Source organism: Streptomyces sp. NPDC127129, assembly GCF_042671585.1.
Taxonomy (GTDB): domain Bacteria; phylum Actinomycetota; class Actinomycetes; order Streptomycetales; family Streptomycetaceae; genus Streptomyces.
Genome location: NZ_JBHXTV010000016.1, coordinates 103,231 through 122,100 on the forward strand (window position 1 = coordinate 103,231; position 18,870 = coordinate 122,100).

Consider the following 18,870-nt stretch of genomic DNA (forward strand, 5'->3'; position numbering starts at 1 on the left):
CGTCCCCGTTCGGGGACAAACAGAAGGGCCGCGGATCCCGGGTGGGGTTCCGCGGCCCTGAAGGCGCCGGCCTGATTCAGATCAGGCTGGATCACTCCAGGGTTCGAGCCCACGGAAGGCCCACATCGTGTGGTGCTGCGTCGTCTGCTGCTTGGTTTCGGCACCGGTCGCCGCAAAGCCATAGGCCGTGGCCTTGACTGCTGCTACTCCTGCTTCCAGTGCCTTGGTCGGTCGCTCGTTGCGCTCCATCACGGGAAGACCCGCAAGGTCGGCAGCCGGCCGCAGGGAAGCGGCGCCGGCCAGACCGGCGCCGGACAGACCGGTGCCAGGAAGACCGCTGCCAATGAACGCCGAGCCGGAGAGGCCGAGCGAGCAGGCGGAGACGACCGAGCGATCGGTCATTTTGTCGGTGCTGACGAAGCTGACGGTGGTGCTGTTGATGTTGCTGATCACTGGAATCGCCTCCTCTCGGCGTCTCGGAGGGGTCGGGGTGAGCCGGACCCTCATGTTCATTTGGACAAGTACAGCACGAAGACAGGGCTTCTTAGAAGCCGCTGTTTCCGTGGTTAAGAACCTATGGGGCTTGACGGGGGGTGCGCAAACTATTTTTCCGACGAGTTTTCCTCAGCTCTCCTCGTCGACTCCTCCACACCCCTCACCTGGCTCTTCGCCCGCGCAGAGGGCGAGAACGTCGGCTCCGAACCGGTCCAGCTTCCGCGCGCCGACCCCGGCGATTCCGGCGAGCTCCCCGCCCGTGGCGGGCACGCGCTCGGCGATCGCCATCAGCGTCTTGTCGGTGAACACGCAGTACGCGGGCTGCCCGAGCTCCCTGGCACGGTCACCGCGCCAGTCGCGGAGCCGCTCGTAGAGCGCCTCGTCCATGTCCGAGGGGCAGTCCTCGCAGCGCATCAGCTTCATCTCGCCGGCCTCGGTGAGCGTGGCGCCGCAGACACGGCAGCGCACCGGGCCCCGGTGCTTGCGCCGTCCGCCGCCCGGGGCGCGGTCCACGGAGCCGCCGCTCGACCCGCCCGGGCCGCCCGGGCCCGCGCCCGCGCCGAGGGCTCCGGAGCCGGGCCGCAGCCCCTTGAGGAAGCGGGTGGGGCGGCGGGAGGGGCGGCCGCCCGGAGAGCGGGAGAGCGCCCAGGAGAGCGTGAGGTGGAGCCGGGCGCGCGTGACCCCGACGTACAGCAGCCGGCGTTCCTCCTCGACCTGCTCGTCGGTCTTGGCGTAGGTGATCGGCATCATGCCCTCGGTGAGGCCGACCAGGAAGACGGCGTCCCACTCCAGACCCTTGGCCGCGTGCAGGGAGGCGAGGGTGACGCCCTGGACGGTCGGGGCGTGCTGGGCGGCGGCCCGCTCGTCGAGCTCGGCGACCAGGTCGGAGAGGGTGGCGCCGGGCCTGGCGCGGGCGAAGTCCTCGGCGAGCCTGACCAGCGCGGCGAGGGACTCCCACCGGTCGCGGACGGCGCCGGAGCCCGCGGGCGGATCGGTGGTCCATCCCTTGGTGGAGAGCACCGCGCGGACCTGGGAGGGCAGGTCCTCGGCGTCGTCGAGCAGGGAGTCGTTCCCCCCGGCGCGGGCGGCGCCGCGCAGGGCGATGCCCGCCTCCCGTACCTCCTGGCGCTCGAAGAAGCGCTCGGCACCGCGCAGCTGGTAGGGCACGCCGGCGTCGGCGAGGGCCTGCTCGTAGACCTCGGACTGGGCGTTGATCCGGTAGAGCACGGCGATCTCGCCGGCCGGGACTCCGGCGGCGATCAGATCGCGGATGCGGCGGGCGGTGCCCTCGGCCTCGGCGGGCTCGTCGGCGTACTCGGTGTAGGCGGGCTCGGGGCCCGGGTCGCGCTGGGAGATCAGCTCCAGGCGGTGCTCGGCGGCCCGGCCGCGGGCCTGGCTGAGCAGCCCGTTGGCGAGGTGGACGACCTGGGGGGTGGAGCGGTAGTCGCGGACCAGCTTGACCACCGTGGCGTCCGGGTGCCGGGTGCGGAAGTTCAGCAGGTGGTCGGGGGTGGCGCCGGTGAAGGAGTAGATGGTCTGACTGGCATCGCCGACGACGCAGAGGCTGTCGCGGTCGCCGAGCCAGAGATCGAGGAGCCGCTGCTGGAGCGGGGAGACGTCCTGGTACTCGTCCACCACGAAGTGCTGGTACTGGCGGCGGATCTGGTCGGCGATGTCGTGCCGGTCCTGGAGGATGCCCACCGTGAGCAGCAGCACGTCCTCGAAGTCGATCACCGAGCGGTCCCGCTTGAGCTGCTCGTACGTCGCGTAGATCTGCGAGATCTCGGCCGGGTCGCGCGGAGCCTCGCGGACGGACTTGGCGACGACGGCCGGATAGTCGGCGGGGACGGTCTGGGTGACCTTGGCCCACTCGATCTCACCGGTGACGTCCCGCAGCTCGTTCCGGTCGAGCCGGACGCGGGAGCGCGCGGCGGCCTCGGCGACGAGCTGGACCTTCCGCTCCAGGAGCCGGGGGAGGTCGCCACCGACGACTTTCGGCCAGAAGTACTGGAGCTGACGGAGGGCGGCGGAGTGGAACGTGCGCGCCTGGACGCCTCCGGCGCCGAGCTGTCGGAGCCGGCCGCGCATCTCCCCCGCGGCCCGGTTGGTGAACGTGACGGCCAGCACACTGCCGGGCTGGAGTATCCCCGCCCGCACCCCGTAGGCGATGCGGTGGGTGATGGCCCGGGTCTTTCCCGTGCCGGCTCCCGCCAGCACGCACACCGGACCGTGCAGGGCGAGGGCGACCTCGCGCTGCTCGGGGTCGAGCCCGTCGAGCACCGCGTCGGCCGACTCGGGGACCTGCGGGAAGAGAGGGGAGTGCGTTGCTGCTGTCACCCCGCCATGCTGCCAGGTCGCGGGAGCCGGGTGCCGGGCGTTGTCCACAGGGCGGGCGAGCGGTCATACGAATCGGGAATGACCGCGCGACCCCGTACGTTCTCAGTGGGCGGACCCAACCCGGCCCACCCGCATCCGCGAGGGACGCGAAGCACGCGAAGAACGAAGAAGAAGAGGAGCGCCTGGCCATGCAGGGCACTGTGACGATGTACAGCACCACGTGGTGCGGCTACTGCCGCCGGCTGAAGAGCCAGCTGGACCGCGAGGGCATCGCGTACACGGAGATCAACATCGAGCAGGACCCGGACTCGGCCGCGTTCGTGGAGAAGGCCAACGGGGGCAACCAGACGGTGCCGACCGTGCGCATCCTCCCCACCTCCGGGACGGCCGAGGTCGTCATGACCAACCCGAGCCTCGCCCAGGTGAAGCAGGCGCTCAGCGCCTGATCCCAGGAAGACCCGAAGGCCCCGTGACCGGTTCCCACCGGCCGCGGGGCCTTTTGCGAGGTTTCGTCCACTCAAAACGGACGTACCCGCTCCGCAGTGAAGAGCGTCACAGTTCCGAACTTTTGTGCCGCCTGTGAGGCGCCCCTATGCTCTCGTCCCGACCGTGATTTGCGGCTGCACATCCAGGTGGGGAACCCGAGTGCTCAACCAGATAGCCCCCGTGACCAAGACGCCGCGCGAAGGCACAGTCGCGCCGGGCCTCGACCCGAACTCCACAAAGAAAAAACCCGGACGTCTCTACGTTCTCGACGGCATGCGCCTCGGCGCGGCCGTCATGGTGGTGGCGTACCACTACATGGGGTTCGGGGGATGGCCCCGGCCGGTCGGCGAGATATTCCCGGAGACCTTCACCACCGCCTCGTACGGCTACCTGGGCGTGGAGTTCTTCTTCCTCATCAGTGGCTTCGTCATCTGCATGAGCGCCTGGGGCCGGCCGCTGAAGGACTTCTTCGTCTCCCGCGTGGTGCGCCTCTATCCCGCGTACTGGTTCGCCGTCATCGCCACCAGCATCGCCGTCACGGTGATTCCCGGCGGTCGCAGTCATCTGCCCTGGAACGACATCCTCACCAATCTGACGATGCTCCAGGAGCCACTGGGGGTCGCTCCGGTCGACGCGGTCTACTGGACGCTCTTCGCCGAGCTCCGCTTCTACCTGCTCTTCTCCCTGCTCGCCTGGTGGGGGCTGACGTACCGCAGGGTGCTGCTCTTCTGCTGCGTCTGGGGCGCGGCCACCATCATGGTCGCCCCGGCCGAGCCCGGCCCCCTGAAGCTGCTCCTGATGCCGGAGCACAGCTGGTTCTTCATCGCGGGCGTGGCGTTCTACCTCATGTACCGCTTCCGCCCGAACCTGATGCTCTTCGGTGTGGTCGCCGTCTGCTACTGCGCCTCGCTCGCGCCCACCATCGACAGGTTCAAGCGGATCAGCTTCGCCGGCGACCGGCCGGCCTGGCCCGTGCTCGTGCTGCTCGCGGTCTTCTTCGGGCTGATGGCGCTGGTCGCCACGGGCAAGCTCTCCGGCATGCAGTGGAAGTGGCTGCCGATCGCGGGGGCGCTGACCTACCCGCTCTATCTGCTGCACGAGTTCATCGGCTGGGAGTTCTTCAAGTACTTCAGCGAGGCCGCGCCGCAGATCTCGCCGTGGACGCTGGTCACCGCCGTCTTCCTCGGGATGCTGGTGCTGTCGTACCTGGTGCACCGCCTCGTCGAGAAGCCGCTCAGCAGGTACCTGAAGCGCAACCTCGCCCGTATCTGATCACCTCCGGGCATGACGAGGAAGTCCCCGTCCGGCATGCCGGGCGGGGACTTCCTCGTCGGTGTTCCGGGTCGGATCAGACCGCGTCGCCCGGCTTCGGGAGCGGCTTGCCGTACCAGAGCTCGATCAGGCGGGAGGCGATCGAGATGCCGTACGGGGGCAGCACCTCGCCCGACTCGAACCCGGCGGCCAGCTCCTCGCGCGAGAACCAGCGGGCCTCGTGGATCTCCTCGCCGTCCACGTGTATCTCCGAGGACGTGGCGTGCGCGAAGAAGCCCAGCATCAGGCTGGACGGGAAGGGCCAGGGCTGACTGGCGACGTACTCGACCTCGCCGACCGTGACGCCCGCCTCCTCGAAGACCTCGCGCACGACCGACTGCTCGATCGACTCGCCGGGCTCGACGAAGCCCGCGAGGGTCGAGAAGCGGCCCTCCGGCCAGTGGACCTGGCGGCCCAGGAGGATGCGGTCCTCCGCGTCCGTGACGGCCATGATGACCGCCGGGTCGGTCCGCGGGTAGTGCTCGGCGCCGCAGGCCTGGCAGCGGCGGACGTGCCCGGCGGCCGCGATCACCGTGCGCTCGCCGCAGCGCGAGCAGAAGCGGTGGAGCCGCTGCCAGTTCTCCAGGGCGACGGCGTGGACCATCAGGCCCGCGTCCCGCGGCGAGAGCAGCAGGCCCGCCTCGCGCAGCCCCGCCGGCCGGGCCGACTGGTCCATGCGGCCGGGCAGGGCGTCCTTCTGGAGGGCGAAGTAGGAGACACCGTCGGCGTCCGTGCCCAGGAAGTAGCGGTGGGTCTCGGTGACGGGGGCCTCGAAGGCCGGGGTCATGACGATTTCGGTGCGGCCGTCGGGGGTGTCGTCGATCAGCACCTGACCCCCGGAGACCACGAAGACGCGGGTCGAGGGGTGACTCCAGGCCGCCGCGAGCCACGCCTCGTCGAGACGGTGGTGGGCGGCACGGTCGATCCCGCTCGGGGCGGTGAGCGAGATCGGCCGGTCCGCGAACTGGCTGTTCAAGGTGGACACAGGTACTTCCAACTCCCCCGGATCGTTGTGTGGGTTCATCGCGCGGCGGTGCGCAGGGCGGCGGGCAGGTCGCCCCACAGGTGTGCGGCGGTCTCGACGCCCTTGAGGAGGAGACCGAGCTCGATCTTCTCGTCGGGCGCGTGCCAGCCGTCGGACGGTACGGAGATGCCGAGGAACAGCACCGGCGCGCCCAGGACGTCCTGGAGGTCGGCGGCCGGGCCCGAGCCGCCCTCGCGGGTGTAGCGGACCTTGGCGCCGTCGAAGGCACGGCTCATCGCGCCCGCGACCGCCTTGAGGGCCGGGTGGTCCAGCGGCGTGAGGCAGGGCCGGGTGGGGGCGCCGAAGACGATCTCGTACCGGATCCCGGCGGGTACGCGGGCGGCGAGCCACTCCCGTACGGCGAGCTCGATCTTCTCCGGGTCCTGGCCGGCGACCAGCCGGAAGGAGAGCTTCAGCTGGGCGGAGGCGGGGACGATCGTCTTGCCGCCGGGACCCTGGTAGCCGCCGCCGATGCCGTTGACCTCGGCGGTCGGGCGGGCCCAGACGCGCTCCAGGGTGGAGAAGCCGGCCTCGCCGAGGGTGCCGTGGGACTTGGCCGTGGTCAGCCACGCGGCCTCGTCGAAGGGCAGCTCCGCGATCAGGGCGCGCTCGGCGTCGGAGAGCTCGGTGACGCCCTCGTAGAAGCCGGGGATCGCGACGCGCTCGTCCTCGTCGTGCAGCGCGGCGACCAGGCGTCCGGCGACGGTGGCCGGGTTGGGCACGGCGCCGCCGAAGGAACCGGAGTGGATGTCCTGGTCGGGGCCGTGGAGCTCGATCTCGCAGTCCGCGACGCCCCGCATGCCGGTGCAGACCGTCGGGGTGTCCTCGGACCACATCCCGGTGTCGGAGACGATCACGGCATCGGCGGCGAGACGGTCCGCGCGGGCCTCGACGAGGGCACGGAAGTGCGGGGAGCCGGACTCCTCCTCGCCCTCGACGATCAGCTTCAGGTTGACGGCGGGCGCGGTGCGGCCCGTCGCCGCGAGGTGGGCGCGGACCCCGAGGGTGTGGAAGAAGACCTGGCCCTTGTCGTCGGCGGCACCGCGCGCGTACATCCGGCCGTCGGTGACGTGCGGCTCGAAGGGGTCGGTGTGCCAGCCGTCCTCGCGGGCGGCGGGCTGGACGTCGTGGTGACCGTAGACGAGGACGGTCGGGGCGCCCGGGTCGCCGGAAGGCCACTCGGCGAAGACGGCCGGCGCGCCGTCCGTCTCCCAGACCTCGACCGTGGTGAAACCGGTGCCGGCCAGCTTGTCGGCGAGCCACCGGGCACTGCGCCGGACGTCCTCGGCGTGGGCGGGCTGAGCCGACACCGAGGGGATGCGCAGCCAGTCCATGAGGTCGTCGAGGAAGGCGGCACGGTGCTGCTCGATGTACGTGCGCACGGCCTGGGTACGTACGGTCTGGACGGCGCTGTCCGGGGTCTCGCTCATGCTCCTGAGCCTATCCGGCGTCCGGGGCGGGTCTGTCCGGGGTCGGCCCGCCCAGCAGCGTCGCCTCCAGCTCGGCCCGTCCGGGGAGTGCCCGGGGGCGGACGACCGCGCCCGTGCGGACGTAGACGAAGGCGGCGGCGACGTCGTCGGGGTCGAGGCCGTGCTGCTCGGCCCAGGCGAGGCGGTAGATCGCCAACTGGAGCGGGTCGGCGGTGCGCAGATGGCTGGTCTTCCAGTCGACGATCTCGTACGCGCCGGTGTCCGGGTCGCGGTAGACGGCGTCGATCCTGCCCCGGACGACCCGGCCCGCGAGGGTGAGGTGGACGGGGACCTCGACCCGGTACGGAGTGCGGTGGGCGTACGGGGTGAGGGCGAAGGCCTCCTTGAGCGCGTCGAGGTCCCGCTCGTCGGCGATCTCCGGTTCGCCGGCGAACTCCTCGCCGCCGGGGAGTTCGTCCGGGCCGAGCATGGGGAGCGGAAGCTCGTCGAACCGGGACTCCACCCACGCGTGGAACCGCGTCCCGCGCCGGGCGGCGGGCTGCGGCGGCCGGGGCATGGGCCGGGCCAGCTCCTGCGCGAAGCCCTCGGGGTCGGCTGCGACGCGCAGGACCTGGGAGGCGGACAGGTAGGCGGGGAGCAGGACGTCGCGGGTGGTGGCGCGGGAGCGGCGGAGTTCCGTGGTGAGGGCGGAGAGGTCGCGGTCCCAGGAGGCGATCGTCCGGGCCTCCTCGGGGGTGGCGACGGCCTCCGGTGCCCGGGGGGCGGGGATCGCGTCGGCGACGGGCGGCGCGTCGTCCTGGAGGGCGGGGGTCGCGTCGGCGACGGGCGGCGCCCCGTCCCGGAGGGGCTCGTCGTCCCGGAGGAGCTCGTCCTCCCAGAGAGGCTCGTCGTCCCAGACGGGTTCCTCGTCGGGCCAGAGGTCCTCGGGGTCCTCGGGGTCCTGGGGGTCCTCGGGGTCCTGGGGTGCGGACCCCTGCGCGGGCAGCGCGTTCGCGGGCCGTGCCCACAGCGCCGCCTCCACCGCGGCCGCCGCCTTGCGGCGCCGGGCGAAGGACTCCGGGTCCAGGGGCAGGGGCCAGGCCTCGTCGGGGCGGTTCTCTGCGAGGGCCGGGTTCTCGGCGTCCTTCTCCGGTTCGTCGGCCCACGCCTCGATCTCGCCGTATCCCGCCGCGCAGTGGTCGTACAGGGCGTGGAGGAAGTCCGAGGGGCCGCGCGGCTTCTTCTGGGCCGGGCCCCACCAGTGGGCGGAGCCGAGGAGGAGGGAGCGGGGGCGGGTGAAGGTGACGTAGCCGAGGCGGAGCTCCTCGGTGTGCTGGTGGTCGCGCATCGCCTCCTTGAAGCCCTTCAGGGCGGCGGCGTCCCAGCCGTCGATCCCCGGCAGGGTCGGGGCGTCGCCGCGCAGCGCGTGCGGGAGGACCTGCGGCTGGGAGGTCCACGACTCACGGGCCCTGGTGCTCGGGAACTGGGCGGAGACCAGACCGGGCACGGCCACGACGTCCCACTCCAGGCCCTTGGACTTGTGCGCCGTGAGGACCTTGACCGTGTTCTCGCCGCCCGGAAGCGCGTTGTCGAGGCCCTTCTCGTACTGCGCGGCCGTGCGCAGGAAGCCGAGGAAGGCCAGCAGTGTCGCCTCGCCGTCGAGGGAGGCGAAGCCGGCGGCCGTGTCGAGGAAGTTCGACAGGGTCTCGCGGCGCCTGGCGGCGAGCGCGTGCGGGGAGGCGGAGAGTTCGACCTCCAGGCCCGTGGTGGCGAGGACCCGGTGGAGGACGTCCATGAGGGGGTCGGCGAGCGAGGCGCGCAGGCTGCGCAGCTCGGCGGCGAGCCGGGCGAAGCGGACGCGGGCCTCTGCCGAGAACGGCAGGCCGTCGTCCTCTCCCCCGGCGTCGAGGAACGTGTCGAGGGCGTCGGCGAGCGAGACGACCTCGGCCGGGTCGACGCCCTCGACCGCCGCCGCGAGCCGCTCGTCGGCGCCGGCGTCGGCGCCGCCCCGCTCCCGGTGGACGAGCACGCGGGCGCGGCGGCCGAGGAGGGCCAGGTCACGGGGGCCGATGCGCCAGCGAGGACCGGTCAGGAGGCGGACCAGGGAGGCGTTGGCCCCGGGGTCCTGGAGGACCTCGCAGACGGCGACCAGGTCGGCGACCTCGGGGAGGTGGAGCAGCCCGGAGAGGCCGACGACCTCGACCGGCACGTCACGGGCGACCAGCGCGGCCTGGATGGCGGGGAAGTCGGTGGCCGTCCGGCACAGGACGGCGATCTCGCCGGGCTCGCTGCCCGTACGGACCAGGTGGGCGAGGGAGTCGGCGAGCCAGTCGATCTCCTCGGCGTGGGTGCGCAGCAGGGCGATCCGCACCGAGCCGTCGCGCTCCGCGCCGGGCGCCGGGCGCAGCGCCTCCACGCCCTCGTGCATGGCGCGCAGGGGCTCGGCGAGCCCGTTGGCGAGGTCGAGGAGACGGCCGCCGCTGCGCCGGTTCTCCGAGAGTGCGTAGCGGGTGGCGGGGCTGCCGTCCTCGTACGGGAAGTGGGCGGGGAAGTCGTCCAGGTTGGCGACGGAGGCGCCACGCCAGCCGTAGATCGCCTGGCAGGGGTCGCCGACCGCGGTGACGGCGTGGCCCGTGCCCCCGCCGAACAGGCCGGAGAGAAGGAGTCGCTGGGCGACGGACGTGTCCTGGTACTCGTCGAGCAGCACCACCCGGAACTCGTCGCGCAGGAGGGCGCCCACCTCGGCGCGCGTGGTGGCGAGTTCGGCGGAGAGGGCGATCTGGTCGCCGAAGTCGAGGAGGTCGCGGGAGCGCTTGGCGGCGCGGTAGCGGACGACGAGGTCGAGCAGCTCGCGGCGGGCGGTGGCCGTCTCGGGAACCTTGCGCAGGTCGGCGTTGGTCAGCCTGGCGCGGGAGAGCGCGTCCAGGAGCTCGGAGTCGTACGCCCTCAGCTCCTCGGGACGGACGAGGTGTTCGGCGAGCTCGGCGTCGAGGGCGAGGAGGTCGCTGACGAGCGTCGGGAAGGACTTGGTGAGCGCCGGGTAGGGCCCGGGCGCCTCGCGGAGCACCCGCGCGGCGAGCTGGTAGCGGGTGGCGTCGGCGAGGAGGCGGGAGGTGGGCTCCAGGCCGATGCGCAGGCCGTGGTCGGTCAGGAGCTGCCCGGCGAAGGCGTGGTACGTGGAGATCCGGGGCTCGCCGGGGGGATTGTCCAGGTCGTACGCGTCGGGGTCGGTGACGCCGGCGCGGACGAGGGCGGTGCGGACGCGCTCGGCGAGTTCGCCCGCGGCCTTGTTGGTGAACGTCAGGCCGAGGACCTGTTCGGGCGCGACCTGGCCCGTGCCGACCAGCCAGACCACCCGGGCGGCCATCACCGTCGTCTTGCCGGAGCCGGCTCCGGCCACGATGACCTGCGGCGCGGGGGGCGCGATGATGCAGGCCGTCTGCTCCGGGGTGAACGGGATGCCGAGGAGCTCCTTGAGCTGCTCGGGGTCGGTGATGCGTGCGGTCACCTCAGAGAGGCTAACCGGCGCCACCGACAGCGCCGGACGCCGCGGGCGGAAGGGGCCGCCGGGGCGGCCCGCTCAGGCGGCCGTGCCCTGGTCCAGCTTGGAGATGTCCACCGTCTCGTCCGCCGGCGGTACGACGACCTTCACGGGCTTGTCGTAGTCGGAGAGGACGAGGGTGCTCGGCTCTTCGCCGCCCTTCTTGACGATCTTGAGGATGTAGGGCTTGCCCTCCTGCGCGACGGAGACCGTCGTCGTCTCGCCGCCCGGCTTCTTCTTCACGAGGGTGGCGACGGGGGTCCCCTCGACCTCGGCGTCCGGTCCCCGGGTCATGCCCTTGCGGTCGTCCCTGTTCTCGCCGAGGTCGCTCAGCACGGCGTTCAGGTCGCAGACCCCGCTCAGATCGCTGCCACCGGGCTGGCCGGGGGTGATTTTCAGCCAGCGGCCCTGGACGAGCTGGATCGTCGCGTCGATCTGGGGCGGCGGCACGCCCTGGGAGGACATGGAGACCCGCCAGAACTTCGCGTCGCCCTTCAGATACGTGATCCGGTCGGCCTGGCGCAGCTCGCCCGTGCCGCCGTCCACCTTCATCAGCCCCGTGCAGTTGTTCTCGTCGTCGAGGGCGATGTCGAGGTCCAGGGGCTGCCCCTCGGACACGACCCGCCCGGCCATGCGCAGGGAGGTCGCGGACTGGGTGGCCTGGACGGCCCGGTCGGCGATCGCGTCGGGCGTCAGGTCCTCGAAGGGGTCGGGGGTGGGGGCGAGGGTGGGGGCGAGGGTGGGCGCCGCGACCGGCGGAGGGGCTGCCTGTGCCCAGGCGGCGGGGCCGGCGAACCCGGCCGTCGCGACCGCCGCCGCCGTGCAGACGGCGGCCGCCGCGGTACGGGTCCTGTGGTGGGTGGACGGCGCCATGCGAGCCTCCTCGCGGATTCCCCGTTCACCCACCAGGGTGAGCCCCGCCGCCTGCGCCCGCGACTTCGCCGGTGAGGGGCTCCCGCTCCCGCGCCTGTCGGTGCGGGCGCTACTCGACGACGTGGCGGCCCTCCGGCTGGGCGCTGCACGCGGACCGGAACGTGCAGTGGGTGCAGTGCTGGCCCGTGGTGGGGGTGAAGCGCTCGTCGAGGACACGGCCGGCCGCGGTGGCCAGGAGGTCGCCGACCCACTCCCCCGCCAGGGGCTCCTGCGCCTGGACCTTCGGGAGCGTGTCCCCGCCCTCCTTCTTGGGAGCGGGCTGGCGGAGCTGGACGAGTTCGGCGCCGCCGGGCTCGGGGCGGCGGCCGTCGAAGACCTCGTCCAGGGCTCCTTCGCGTACCGCGAGCTGGTAGACGGCGAGCTGCGGGTGGTGCGCCACCTCGTCCCTGGTGGGCGCGGACTTGCCGGTCTTGAAGTCGACGACGTAGGCGCGGCCGTGCTCGTCGGTCTCCACCCGGTCCATGGAGCCCCGGATCCGGACCTCGTACGCACCGGCTTCGAGGGTCACGTCGAAGTCGTGCTCGGTGGCGGCGGGTGTGCGGCCGCCGCGGTCGGTCACGTGCCAGCGCAGGAAGCGTTCGAGCGCCACGCGCGCGTGCTCCTTCTCCTGCCCGGACTTCCAGGGCGCGTCGAAGGCGAGCGCGTCCCAGACCGAGTCGAGCCGCGCCATGAGGACGTCGAGGTCGGCGGGGGTACGGCCGGAGGCGACCTCGTCGGCGAGGACGTGGACGACGTTGCCGAAGCCCTGGGCGGCCGTCGCAGGGGCGTCGGCCTTGACCTCACGGCCGAGGAACCACTGGAGGGCGCAGGTGTTGGCGAGCTGGTCGAGCGCCGAGCCGGAGAGGGCGACGGGGTGGTCCCGGTCGCGGAGCGGAACCCGGCTGCGGGTGGGCTCGAACAGCCCCCACCAGCGGTCCGGGTGGGCGGCCGGGACCAGCGGCTGGCCCTCGTCGTCGGTGAGCGCGGCCAGCTGCGCGAGGCGCTGTGCGGCGGCGGCGCGGAGCGCGTCGGAGGCGTCCGGGTCGACGGTGGTGGCGCGCAGTTCGGCGACGAGCGCGGCCACCGCGAGGGGGCGGCGGGGGCGTCCGGCGACGTCCTTGGGTTCGGCGCCGAGCTCGGTGAGGAAGCGGGAGGGCTGGTCGCCGTCGTCGGCGGGGGCCTTGACGGCGGTGACGACGAGCCGGTCGCGGGCGCGGGTGGCGGCGACGTAGAAGAGGCGGCGCTCCTCGGCGAGGAGGGCGCCGGGGGTGAGGGGCTCGGCGAGGCCGTCGCGGCCGATGCGGTCCGCCTCCAGGAGCGAACCGCGCCGCCGCAGGTCGGGCCAGAGGCCCTCCTGGACACCGGCGACGACGACGAGGCCCCATTCGAGGCCCTTGGAGCGGTGGGCGGTCATCAGGCGGACGGCGTCGGGGCGGGACTGCCGCTTGGAGAGGGTGTCGGCGGCGATGTCCTGGGCGTCGAGCTCTTCGAGGAAGTTCAGGGCGCCGCGGCCGCCGACGCGGTCCTCGGCGCGGGCGGCGGTCTCGAAGAGCGCGCAGACGGCGTCGAGGTCGCGGTCGGCGTTGCGGCCCGCGGCGCCGCCGCGGAGCGCGGCGCGCTCCAGGCGGCCGGACCACGGGGTGCCGTTCCAGAGCAGCCAGAGCGCCTCTTCGGCGGTGCCGCCGGCGGCGAGACGGCGACGGGCCTGCTGGAGCAGCTCCCCGAGCCGCCTGGCGCCCCGGGCGTACGACTGGTCGTGCGCGACGAGCCGCTCGGGCTCGGCGAGCGCGCGGGCGAGCAGGACGTCGGAGGGCGGCGGCACCTTGTTGCCCCCGGCCCGCTCCTCGTCCCGCAGGGCCCGCCCGAGCCGCCGCAGATCCGCGGGATCCATCCCGCCGAGCGGCGAAGCGAGCAGCGCCAGCGCCACCTCGACCCCGAGCCACCCCGCATCGCCCACCCCGGCCCCGCCGGGGCCGGCGCCGATGGCATCCGCGCCAAGCCCAGCCGCATGGGACCGGTCACCGGACCCGTCCGGACCGGGCGTTTCCGTACCGGGCCGGTCGCCGGACCCGTCCGCGCCGAGCGTCTCCGTGCCGGACGTGGCCGTACCGGGTCGGTCCGTGCCTGACCCGTCCGGGCGAGACCCGTCCGTGCCGGGCCGGTCGCCGGACCCATCCACGCCGAGCGTGTCCGCGCCGGGCACGTCCGTGCCAAGCCCAGCCGTATCGGACCGGTCGCCGGACACGTCCGGGTCGCTCCCCTCCGTACCGGCGGCATCGGGCTCCGGGGGCTGCTCGTCGCCGTCCGGGGCGGTTTCGTCCGCCGGGGTCGCTGCCGCGCGGAGGGCGAGGAGGAGGGGGGCCACCGCCGGCTCGTGGCGGAGGGGGGTGTCTGCGGTGTCGGTCTCCAGGGGGACGCCCGCCGAGGTGAGGGCGCGCCGCAGGGTGGGGACGGAGGCCGTCGCCCGGACGAGGACCGCCATGTCGTGCCAGGGGACGCCGTCCTCCAGGTGCGCGCGGCGCAGGAGGTCGGCGATGTTGTCGGACTCCGTGGAGGCCGTGGGGTACGTGAAGACCTCCACCCGGCCGCCGCCGCGCACCGCCCCCAGGTCGCGGTGCGCGCGCACCGCGTCCGCGGGCAGCCGTGTCAGCGGCATCCGCCGCGTCAGCTCGCGCGTCGCGCCGAGCAGCTTCTCGCCCGAGCGCCGGGACCTTGTCAGGACCCGGACCTTCGCCCGCCGGCCGTCCGCGCCCGCGAACGTGTCGGGGAAGTCCAGGATGCCGTTCACGTCGGCACCCCGGAACGCGTAGATCGACTGGTCGGGGTCACCGAAGGCGACCACCGTCCTTCCGCCGCCCGCCAGCGCCCTCAGCAGCCTCACCTGCGCCGGGTCCGTGTCCTGGTACTCGTCGACGAAGACCGCGTCGTAGCCGGGCAGCGTGGTCCGTTCCGACAGCAGCACCGCCCGGTGCACCAGCTCCGTGTAGTCGAGCACCCCCTGGAGGTCCAGGACGTCCAGGTACTCCGCCAGGAAGCCGGCCGCCGCCTTCCAGTCGGGCCGCCCCACCCGCTGCGCGAACTCCGCCAGCGCCCGCGGCCCGAGCCCCAGCTCCCGGGAGCGCGCGAGGACCGCCCGTACCTCGTCGGCGAAGCCGCGCGTGGTCAGGCAGGCGCGCAGCTCGTCGGGCCAGCGGATCCCCGCGAGACCCGACTTCTCCAGGTCGAGCTGGCCCGCCAGCAGCTCTCGTACGAAGAGGTCCTGCTCGGGGCCCGACAGCAGCCGCAGCGGCTCGGCGAAGAGCTCGGCGTCCTGGTGCGCGCGGATCAGGGCGTAGCAGTACGAGTGGAAGGTGGTCGCCTGCGGCGGCCGCACCCCGCCCCCGGCCCGCCCGGCGCCCGTGCCGATGCGCGTCGCCATCCGGTCGCGCAGCTCCACCGCCGCCTTGCGGCTGAAGGTGAGGACGAGGATCCGCTCCGGGTCCGTGCCCTTCTCGATCCGGGCGGCGACCGCCTCCACCAGCGTCGTCGTCTTTCCGGTGCCCGGTCCGGCCAGCACCAGAAGCGGTCCGCCCTCGTGGTCAACCACTTCCCGCTGCACTGCGTCAAGGACAGGGGGATCCACCCGCTCCGGGGCGGTACGCACCAGTCGGTACGCGCCCGTGGTCCGCCCCTGGTACGGCGTGCGCCGGGTGGTGGAGGAGGAACTCACGTGGATCGACCGGTCCTGAGCGAAGTGTGTGGGGAGAGGCGGAGAGGTGTACGGGGCGAACGACGACGTTACGGGATGCGGAGGGGACCCGTGCCGTACTCCGAACGGGCCTCCGTACCGTCATCGGGCCGCCCGGCCCGTCCGGTCAGGGGTAGAGCTGTCACGTGTGAGTTCCCGCACGCGGCTCCCGGTCCCCGCCGCACGTCTCGTCCGCGCCGCCCACGTCGTGCGCACCGCCCGTGCCGTCCCAGCGCGCCCGCCGCATGTCGAGCCTGGGCACATGCCCCTCGGCGGAGCGGCCGGCCTCGCGCAGGGGGGTGCCCTCGTCCCGGTAGTGCCCGAGGGCGCGCAGCTCGTGGCCCGGCAGCAGCGTGCCGTCCGCCCGCACCACGCGCCACCACGGCACCGCCCCGCCGTAGAGGCCCATCACCCGGCCGACCTGGCGCGGCCCGCCCTCGCCCAGCCACTCGGCCACGTCGCCGTACGTCATCACACGGCCGGACGGGATCAGCTCCGCGACCTCGAGGACCCGCTCCGCGTACTCCGGAATCTCCTCCACGCTCATCCGCCCCATCCTGCCTCACCCCACCGACAGTGCCCCGTTGCCTCCGGAGACCGCCGCTTCATGCCACCATCGTCCGGGCGGTGACTGGTGATACGAGATCAAGAGCGACAAGACGAACAAGAAGAACAAGAATTCGTACAAGACGACGAACGTGCGGTACGTACGACACAGGCAGAGACGGACATGGTGATGGGGCACGACGCTCAGCCTCCTGAGGAGGAGGCGCGCCCCGGCATGCCCGCCCACGGCACGCCCACCTCCGAGAGCGCCCCCGAGAGCGCCCCGGAAAACGCCCCCGAGACCGTCCCCGGCGGCCGTCGGGGACACGGGCACGGGCTCGGCCACGGCCGCGGCCACACGCACGCTCCCTCGCCCGAGCTCCTTCCCGACACCGTCGCCGAGGGCGAGCCCAGCGAGCGCGTCTCCCAGGACGAGCCCCTGCTCGCCGCCCGGGTGCACCGCCCCTCCGACCTCATGCGGCTGCTCATCGGTGTCGTCGCGATCGCGCTGGTCATCGCCATCGCCGCCTTCGCCCACGGCACGACCTCGGGCCTGGAGGAGGACATCAACAAGGGCGCCGGCGGCGCCCCGGACGTCTTCGTCAAGATCGCCGGACTGGTCTCCAGCATCGCCGTGCTCCTCGTGCCGGTCGCCTTCGCCATCGAGCGGCTGATCAAACGGGACGGGCTGCGGATCGCCGACGGCGTCCTCGCCGCTGTCCTCGCCCACGGCGTCACCCTCGCCACCGACCTCTGGGTCGCCAAGGCCGCGCCCGGCACCATCCAGGACGCGCTGACCCAGCCCGCGACCGGGGGCGGGCTCACCGACCCGGTGCACAACTACCTCGCACCCGTCATCGCGTACATGACGGCCGTCGGCATGGCCCGGCGGCCGCGCTGGCGGGTGAGCCTCTGGGCGGTGCTGCTGCTCGACGCGTTCACGATGCTGGTCGCCGGGTACACCACCGCGTTCTCGATCATCCTGACCGTGCTGATCGGCTGGACCGTGGCGTACGGAACGCTGTACGCGGTCGGCTCCCCGAACGTCCGCCCCACCGGTCAGACCCTCCTCGCCGGACTGCGCCGGGTCGGCTTCCGCCCGGTCACGGCGCTGCGCGCCGAGGGCGCGGGCGTGCCCGACTCCGCCGACAGCGGGGACCGGGGCCGCCGGTACATCGTCACGCTGGAGGAGGGGCCGCCGCTCGACGTCACGGTCGTGGACCGTGAACAGCAGGCGCACGGCTTCTTCTACCGGGCGTGGCGGCGGCTGACCCTGCGGGCGATCACCACCCGCCGCTCGATCGTCTCGCTGCGCCAGGCGCTGGAGCAGGAGGCGCTCCTCGCGTACGCGGCGATCGCCGCCGGAGCCAACGCGCCCAAGCTGATCGCCACCTCCGAACTCGGTCCGGACGCCGTGATGCTCGTCTACGAGCACCTGGGCGGCCGGACCCTGGACTCCCTCGACGACGAGGAGATCACCGACGAGCTGGTACGCAGCGCCTGGCGCCAGGTGCGCGCGCTGCAGTCGCGCCGGATCGCTCACCGCAGGCTCGCCGGGGACGCCATTCTGGTGGATCGTTCCGGCAAGGTGATCCTGACCGATCTGCGGGGCGGGGAGATCGCCGCCGGCGACCTGATCCTCCGGATGGACATCGCCCAGCTGCTCACCACCCTCGGTCTGCGCGTGGGCGCCGAGCGCGCGGTCGCCGGAGCCGTGGAGATCCTCGGCCCGGACGCCATCGCCGACTGCCTCCCCCTCCTCCAGCCGATCGCGCTGAGCCGCTCCACGCGCGCGACGCTCAGACGGCTGGCGCGCGAGCGGTCGAAGCGGGAGCGCGAGGCCGTCCTCGCGGCCTCGGAGGCGGCGAAGCGGGCCCGGGTGGAGGCCGCGGCGGCCGCTCCGGAGGCCGTGACCGCCACCGAGCTCAAGGCGGAGCGCAAGTCCGACCGGAAGCTGGAGAAGGCGGAGAAGCAGGCCGAGAAGCGGGCCATCGACGAGGCGCTCGACGACGCCCGCGAGGAGGACCTGCTGGCGCAGATCCGCCGCCAGGTGCTGCTGATCCGTCCGCAGGCGCCGGTCGAACCGGTCCGGCTGGAGCGGATCAAGCCGCGGACCCTCATCAGTCTCATCGCCGGCGCCGTCGCCGCGTACTTCCTGCTCTCGCAGATCGCCCGGACCCCGCTGTCGACGATCAGCTCCGCCGACTGGCGGTGGGTGGCGGCCGCGGTGCTGTTCTCCGCGCTGAGCTACATCGCCGCCGCGATGAGCCTGCTCGGCTTCGTACCGGAGCGGGTCGGGTTCTGGCGGACGGTGGTCGCGCAGGTGGCCGGGTCGTTCGTGAAGATCGTCGCTCCGGCGGCGGTCGGCGGTGTCGCGCTGAACACGCGGTTCCTCCAGCGCTCGGGGGTGCGACCGGGGCTCGCGGTGGCGAGCGTCGGCGCGTCGCAGCTCTTCGGGCTCGGGGCGCACATCCTGCTGCTGCTCGCGTTCGGCTATCTGACGGGTACGGAGAAGTCGCAGTCGTTCACCCCGTCGCGGACCGTCATCGCGGGGCTGTTGACGGTGGCGGTGCTGGTGCTCGTGGTGACCGCGATCCCGTTCATGCGGAAGTTCGTCTCGACGCGGCTGCGGTCACTGTTCGCGGGTGTCGTGCCGCGCATGCTGGACGTGCTCCAGCGGCCGCTGAAGCTGCTGACGGGCATCGGCGGGATGCTGCTGCTGACCGGTGTGTTCGTGCTCTGTCTCGACGCGTCCATCCGGGCCTTCGGACACGACAGCCAGGGGCTCAGCTACGCGAGCGTCGCGGTCGTCTTCCTGGCCGGAAACGCGCTCGGCTCGGCGGCTCCGACGCCGGGCGGTGTGGGTGCGGTCGAGGGTGCGCTGACGTTCGGTCTGGTCGCGGTCGGCCTTCCGCTGGAGGTCGCGACTCCGGCGGTGCTGCTGTACCGGCTCCTGACGCTGTGGCTGCCGGTGCTGCCGGGGTGGCTGTGCTTCAACTGGCTGACGAAGCGGGGGGCGCTCTAGGGCCCGCCCCGGCCCGAGGCCCGGGGGTCCCTCGGCGGACTCGCCGCCCACGCCCCC

General features: G+C 73.1%; 11 protein-coding genes. 3 read left to right on the forward strand and 8 right to left on the reverse strand.

Annotated elements, in window-relative coordinates; genetic code table 11:
• Positions 1–81: 81 nt before the first annotated feature.
• Both ACFVGW_RS28270 and ACFVGW_RS28275 read right to left on the reverse strand, forming a co-directional pair.
• Positions 82–453 (reverse strand): hypothetical protein, encoded by a 372-nt coding sequence (locus tag ACFVGW_RS28270; RefSeq protein WP_352191287.1) that lies wholly within the window; start codon positions 451–453, stop codon positions 82–84.
• Between the two features lie 171 nt (positions 454–624).
• Positions 625–2,832: an ATP-dependent DNA helicase UvrD2 gene (locus tag ACFVGW_RS28275; protein ID WP_385853917.1), complete on the reverse strand. Its 2,208-nt coding sequence runs from the start codon at positions 2,830–2,832 to the stop codon at positions 625–627.
• A 188-nt stretch (positions 2,833–3,020) separates the two neighbouring features.
• Here ACFVGW_RS28275 and ACFVGW_RS28280 point away from each other — a divergent pair, with 188 nt between their 5' ends.
• Complete coding sequence (locus ACFVGW_RS28280; RefSeq protein ID WP_352191285.1) at positions 3,021–3,278, forward strand: mycoredoxin; 258 nt, start codon at positions 3,021–3,023, stop codon at positions 3,276–3,278.
• Positions 3,279–3,477: 199 nt separating this feature from the next.
• Positions 3,478–4,590, forward strand: coding sequence for an acyltransferase family protein (locus ACFVGW_RS28285; protein ID WP_385853918.1), 1,113 nt, complete (start codon positions 3,478–3,480; stop codon positions 4,588–4,590).
• A gap of 76 nt (positions 4,591–4,666) precedes the next feature.
• Here the strand turns inward: ACFVGW_RS28285 and nudC are convergent, their stop codons facing one another.
• From nudC to ACFVGW_RS28315, 6 genes are all read right to left on the reverse strand, one after another.
• On the reverse strand, positions 4,667–5,653 hold the full coding sequence (gene nudC, locus ACFVGW_RS28290; RefSeq protein WP_385853919.1) for an NAD(+) diphosphatase: 987 nt from the start codon (positions 5,651–5,653) through the stop codon (positions 4,667–4,669).
• On the reverse strand, positions 5,650–7,083 hold the full coding sequence (locus tag ACFVGW_RS28295) for a dipeptidase (protein ID WP_385853920.1): 1,434 nt from the start codon (positions 7,081–7,083) through the stop codon (positions 5,650–5,652). The genes nudC and ACFVGW_RS28295 overlap by 4 nt, the downstream gene beginning before the upstream one ends.
• A gap of 10 nt (positions 7,084–7,093) precedes the next feature.
• The gene (locus ACFVGW_RS28300) at positions 7,094–10,570 is read right to left on the reverse strand and encodes a UvrD-helicase domain-containing protein (protein ID WP_385853921.1); all 3,477 of its coding nucleotides are present in this window, start codon (positions 10,568–10,570) and stop codon (positions 7,094–7,096) included.
• A 72-nt stretch (positions 10,571–10,642) separates the two neighbouring features.
• Positions 10,643–11,476 carry a hypothetical protein gene (locus ACFVGW_RS28305; protein ID WP_385853922.1) on the reverse strand — a complete coding sequence of 278 codons (834 nt, stop codon included), beginning with the start codon at positions 11,474–11,476 and terminating at the stop codon, positions 10,643–10,645.
• A gap of 109 nt (positions 11,477–11,585) precedes the next feature.
• Positions 11,586–15,224 carry an ATP-dependent helicase gene (locus ACFVGW_RS28310; RefSeq protein ID WP_385853923.1) on the reverse strand — a complete coding sequence of 1,213 codons (3,639 nt, stop codon included), beginning with the start codon at positions 15,222–15,224 and terminating at the stop codon, positions 11,586–11,588.
• Positions 15,225–15,384: 160 nt separating this feature from the next.
• Positions 15,385–15,798: an MGMT family protein gene (locus ACFVGW_RS28315; protein WP_383228397.1), complete on the reverse strand. Its 414-nt coding sequence runs from the start codon at positions 15,796–15,798 to the stop codon at positions 15,385–15,387.
• A 174-nt stretch (positions 15,799–15,972) separates the two neighbouring features.
• Here ACFVGW_RS28315 and ACFVGW_RS28320 point away from each other — a divergent pair, with 174 nt between their 5' ends.
• On the forward strand, positions 15,973–18,813 hold the full coding sequence (locus ACFVGW_RS28320; protein ID WP_385853924.1) for a lysylphosphatidylglycerol synthase domain-containing protein: 2,841 nt from the start codon (positions 15,973–15,975) through the stop codon (positions 18,811–18,813).
• Positions 18,814–18,870 lie beyond the last annotated feature (57 nt).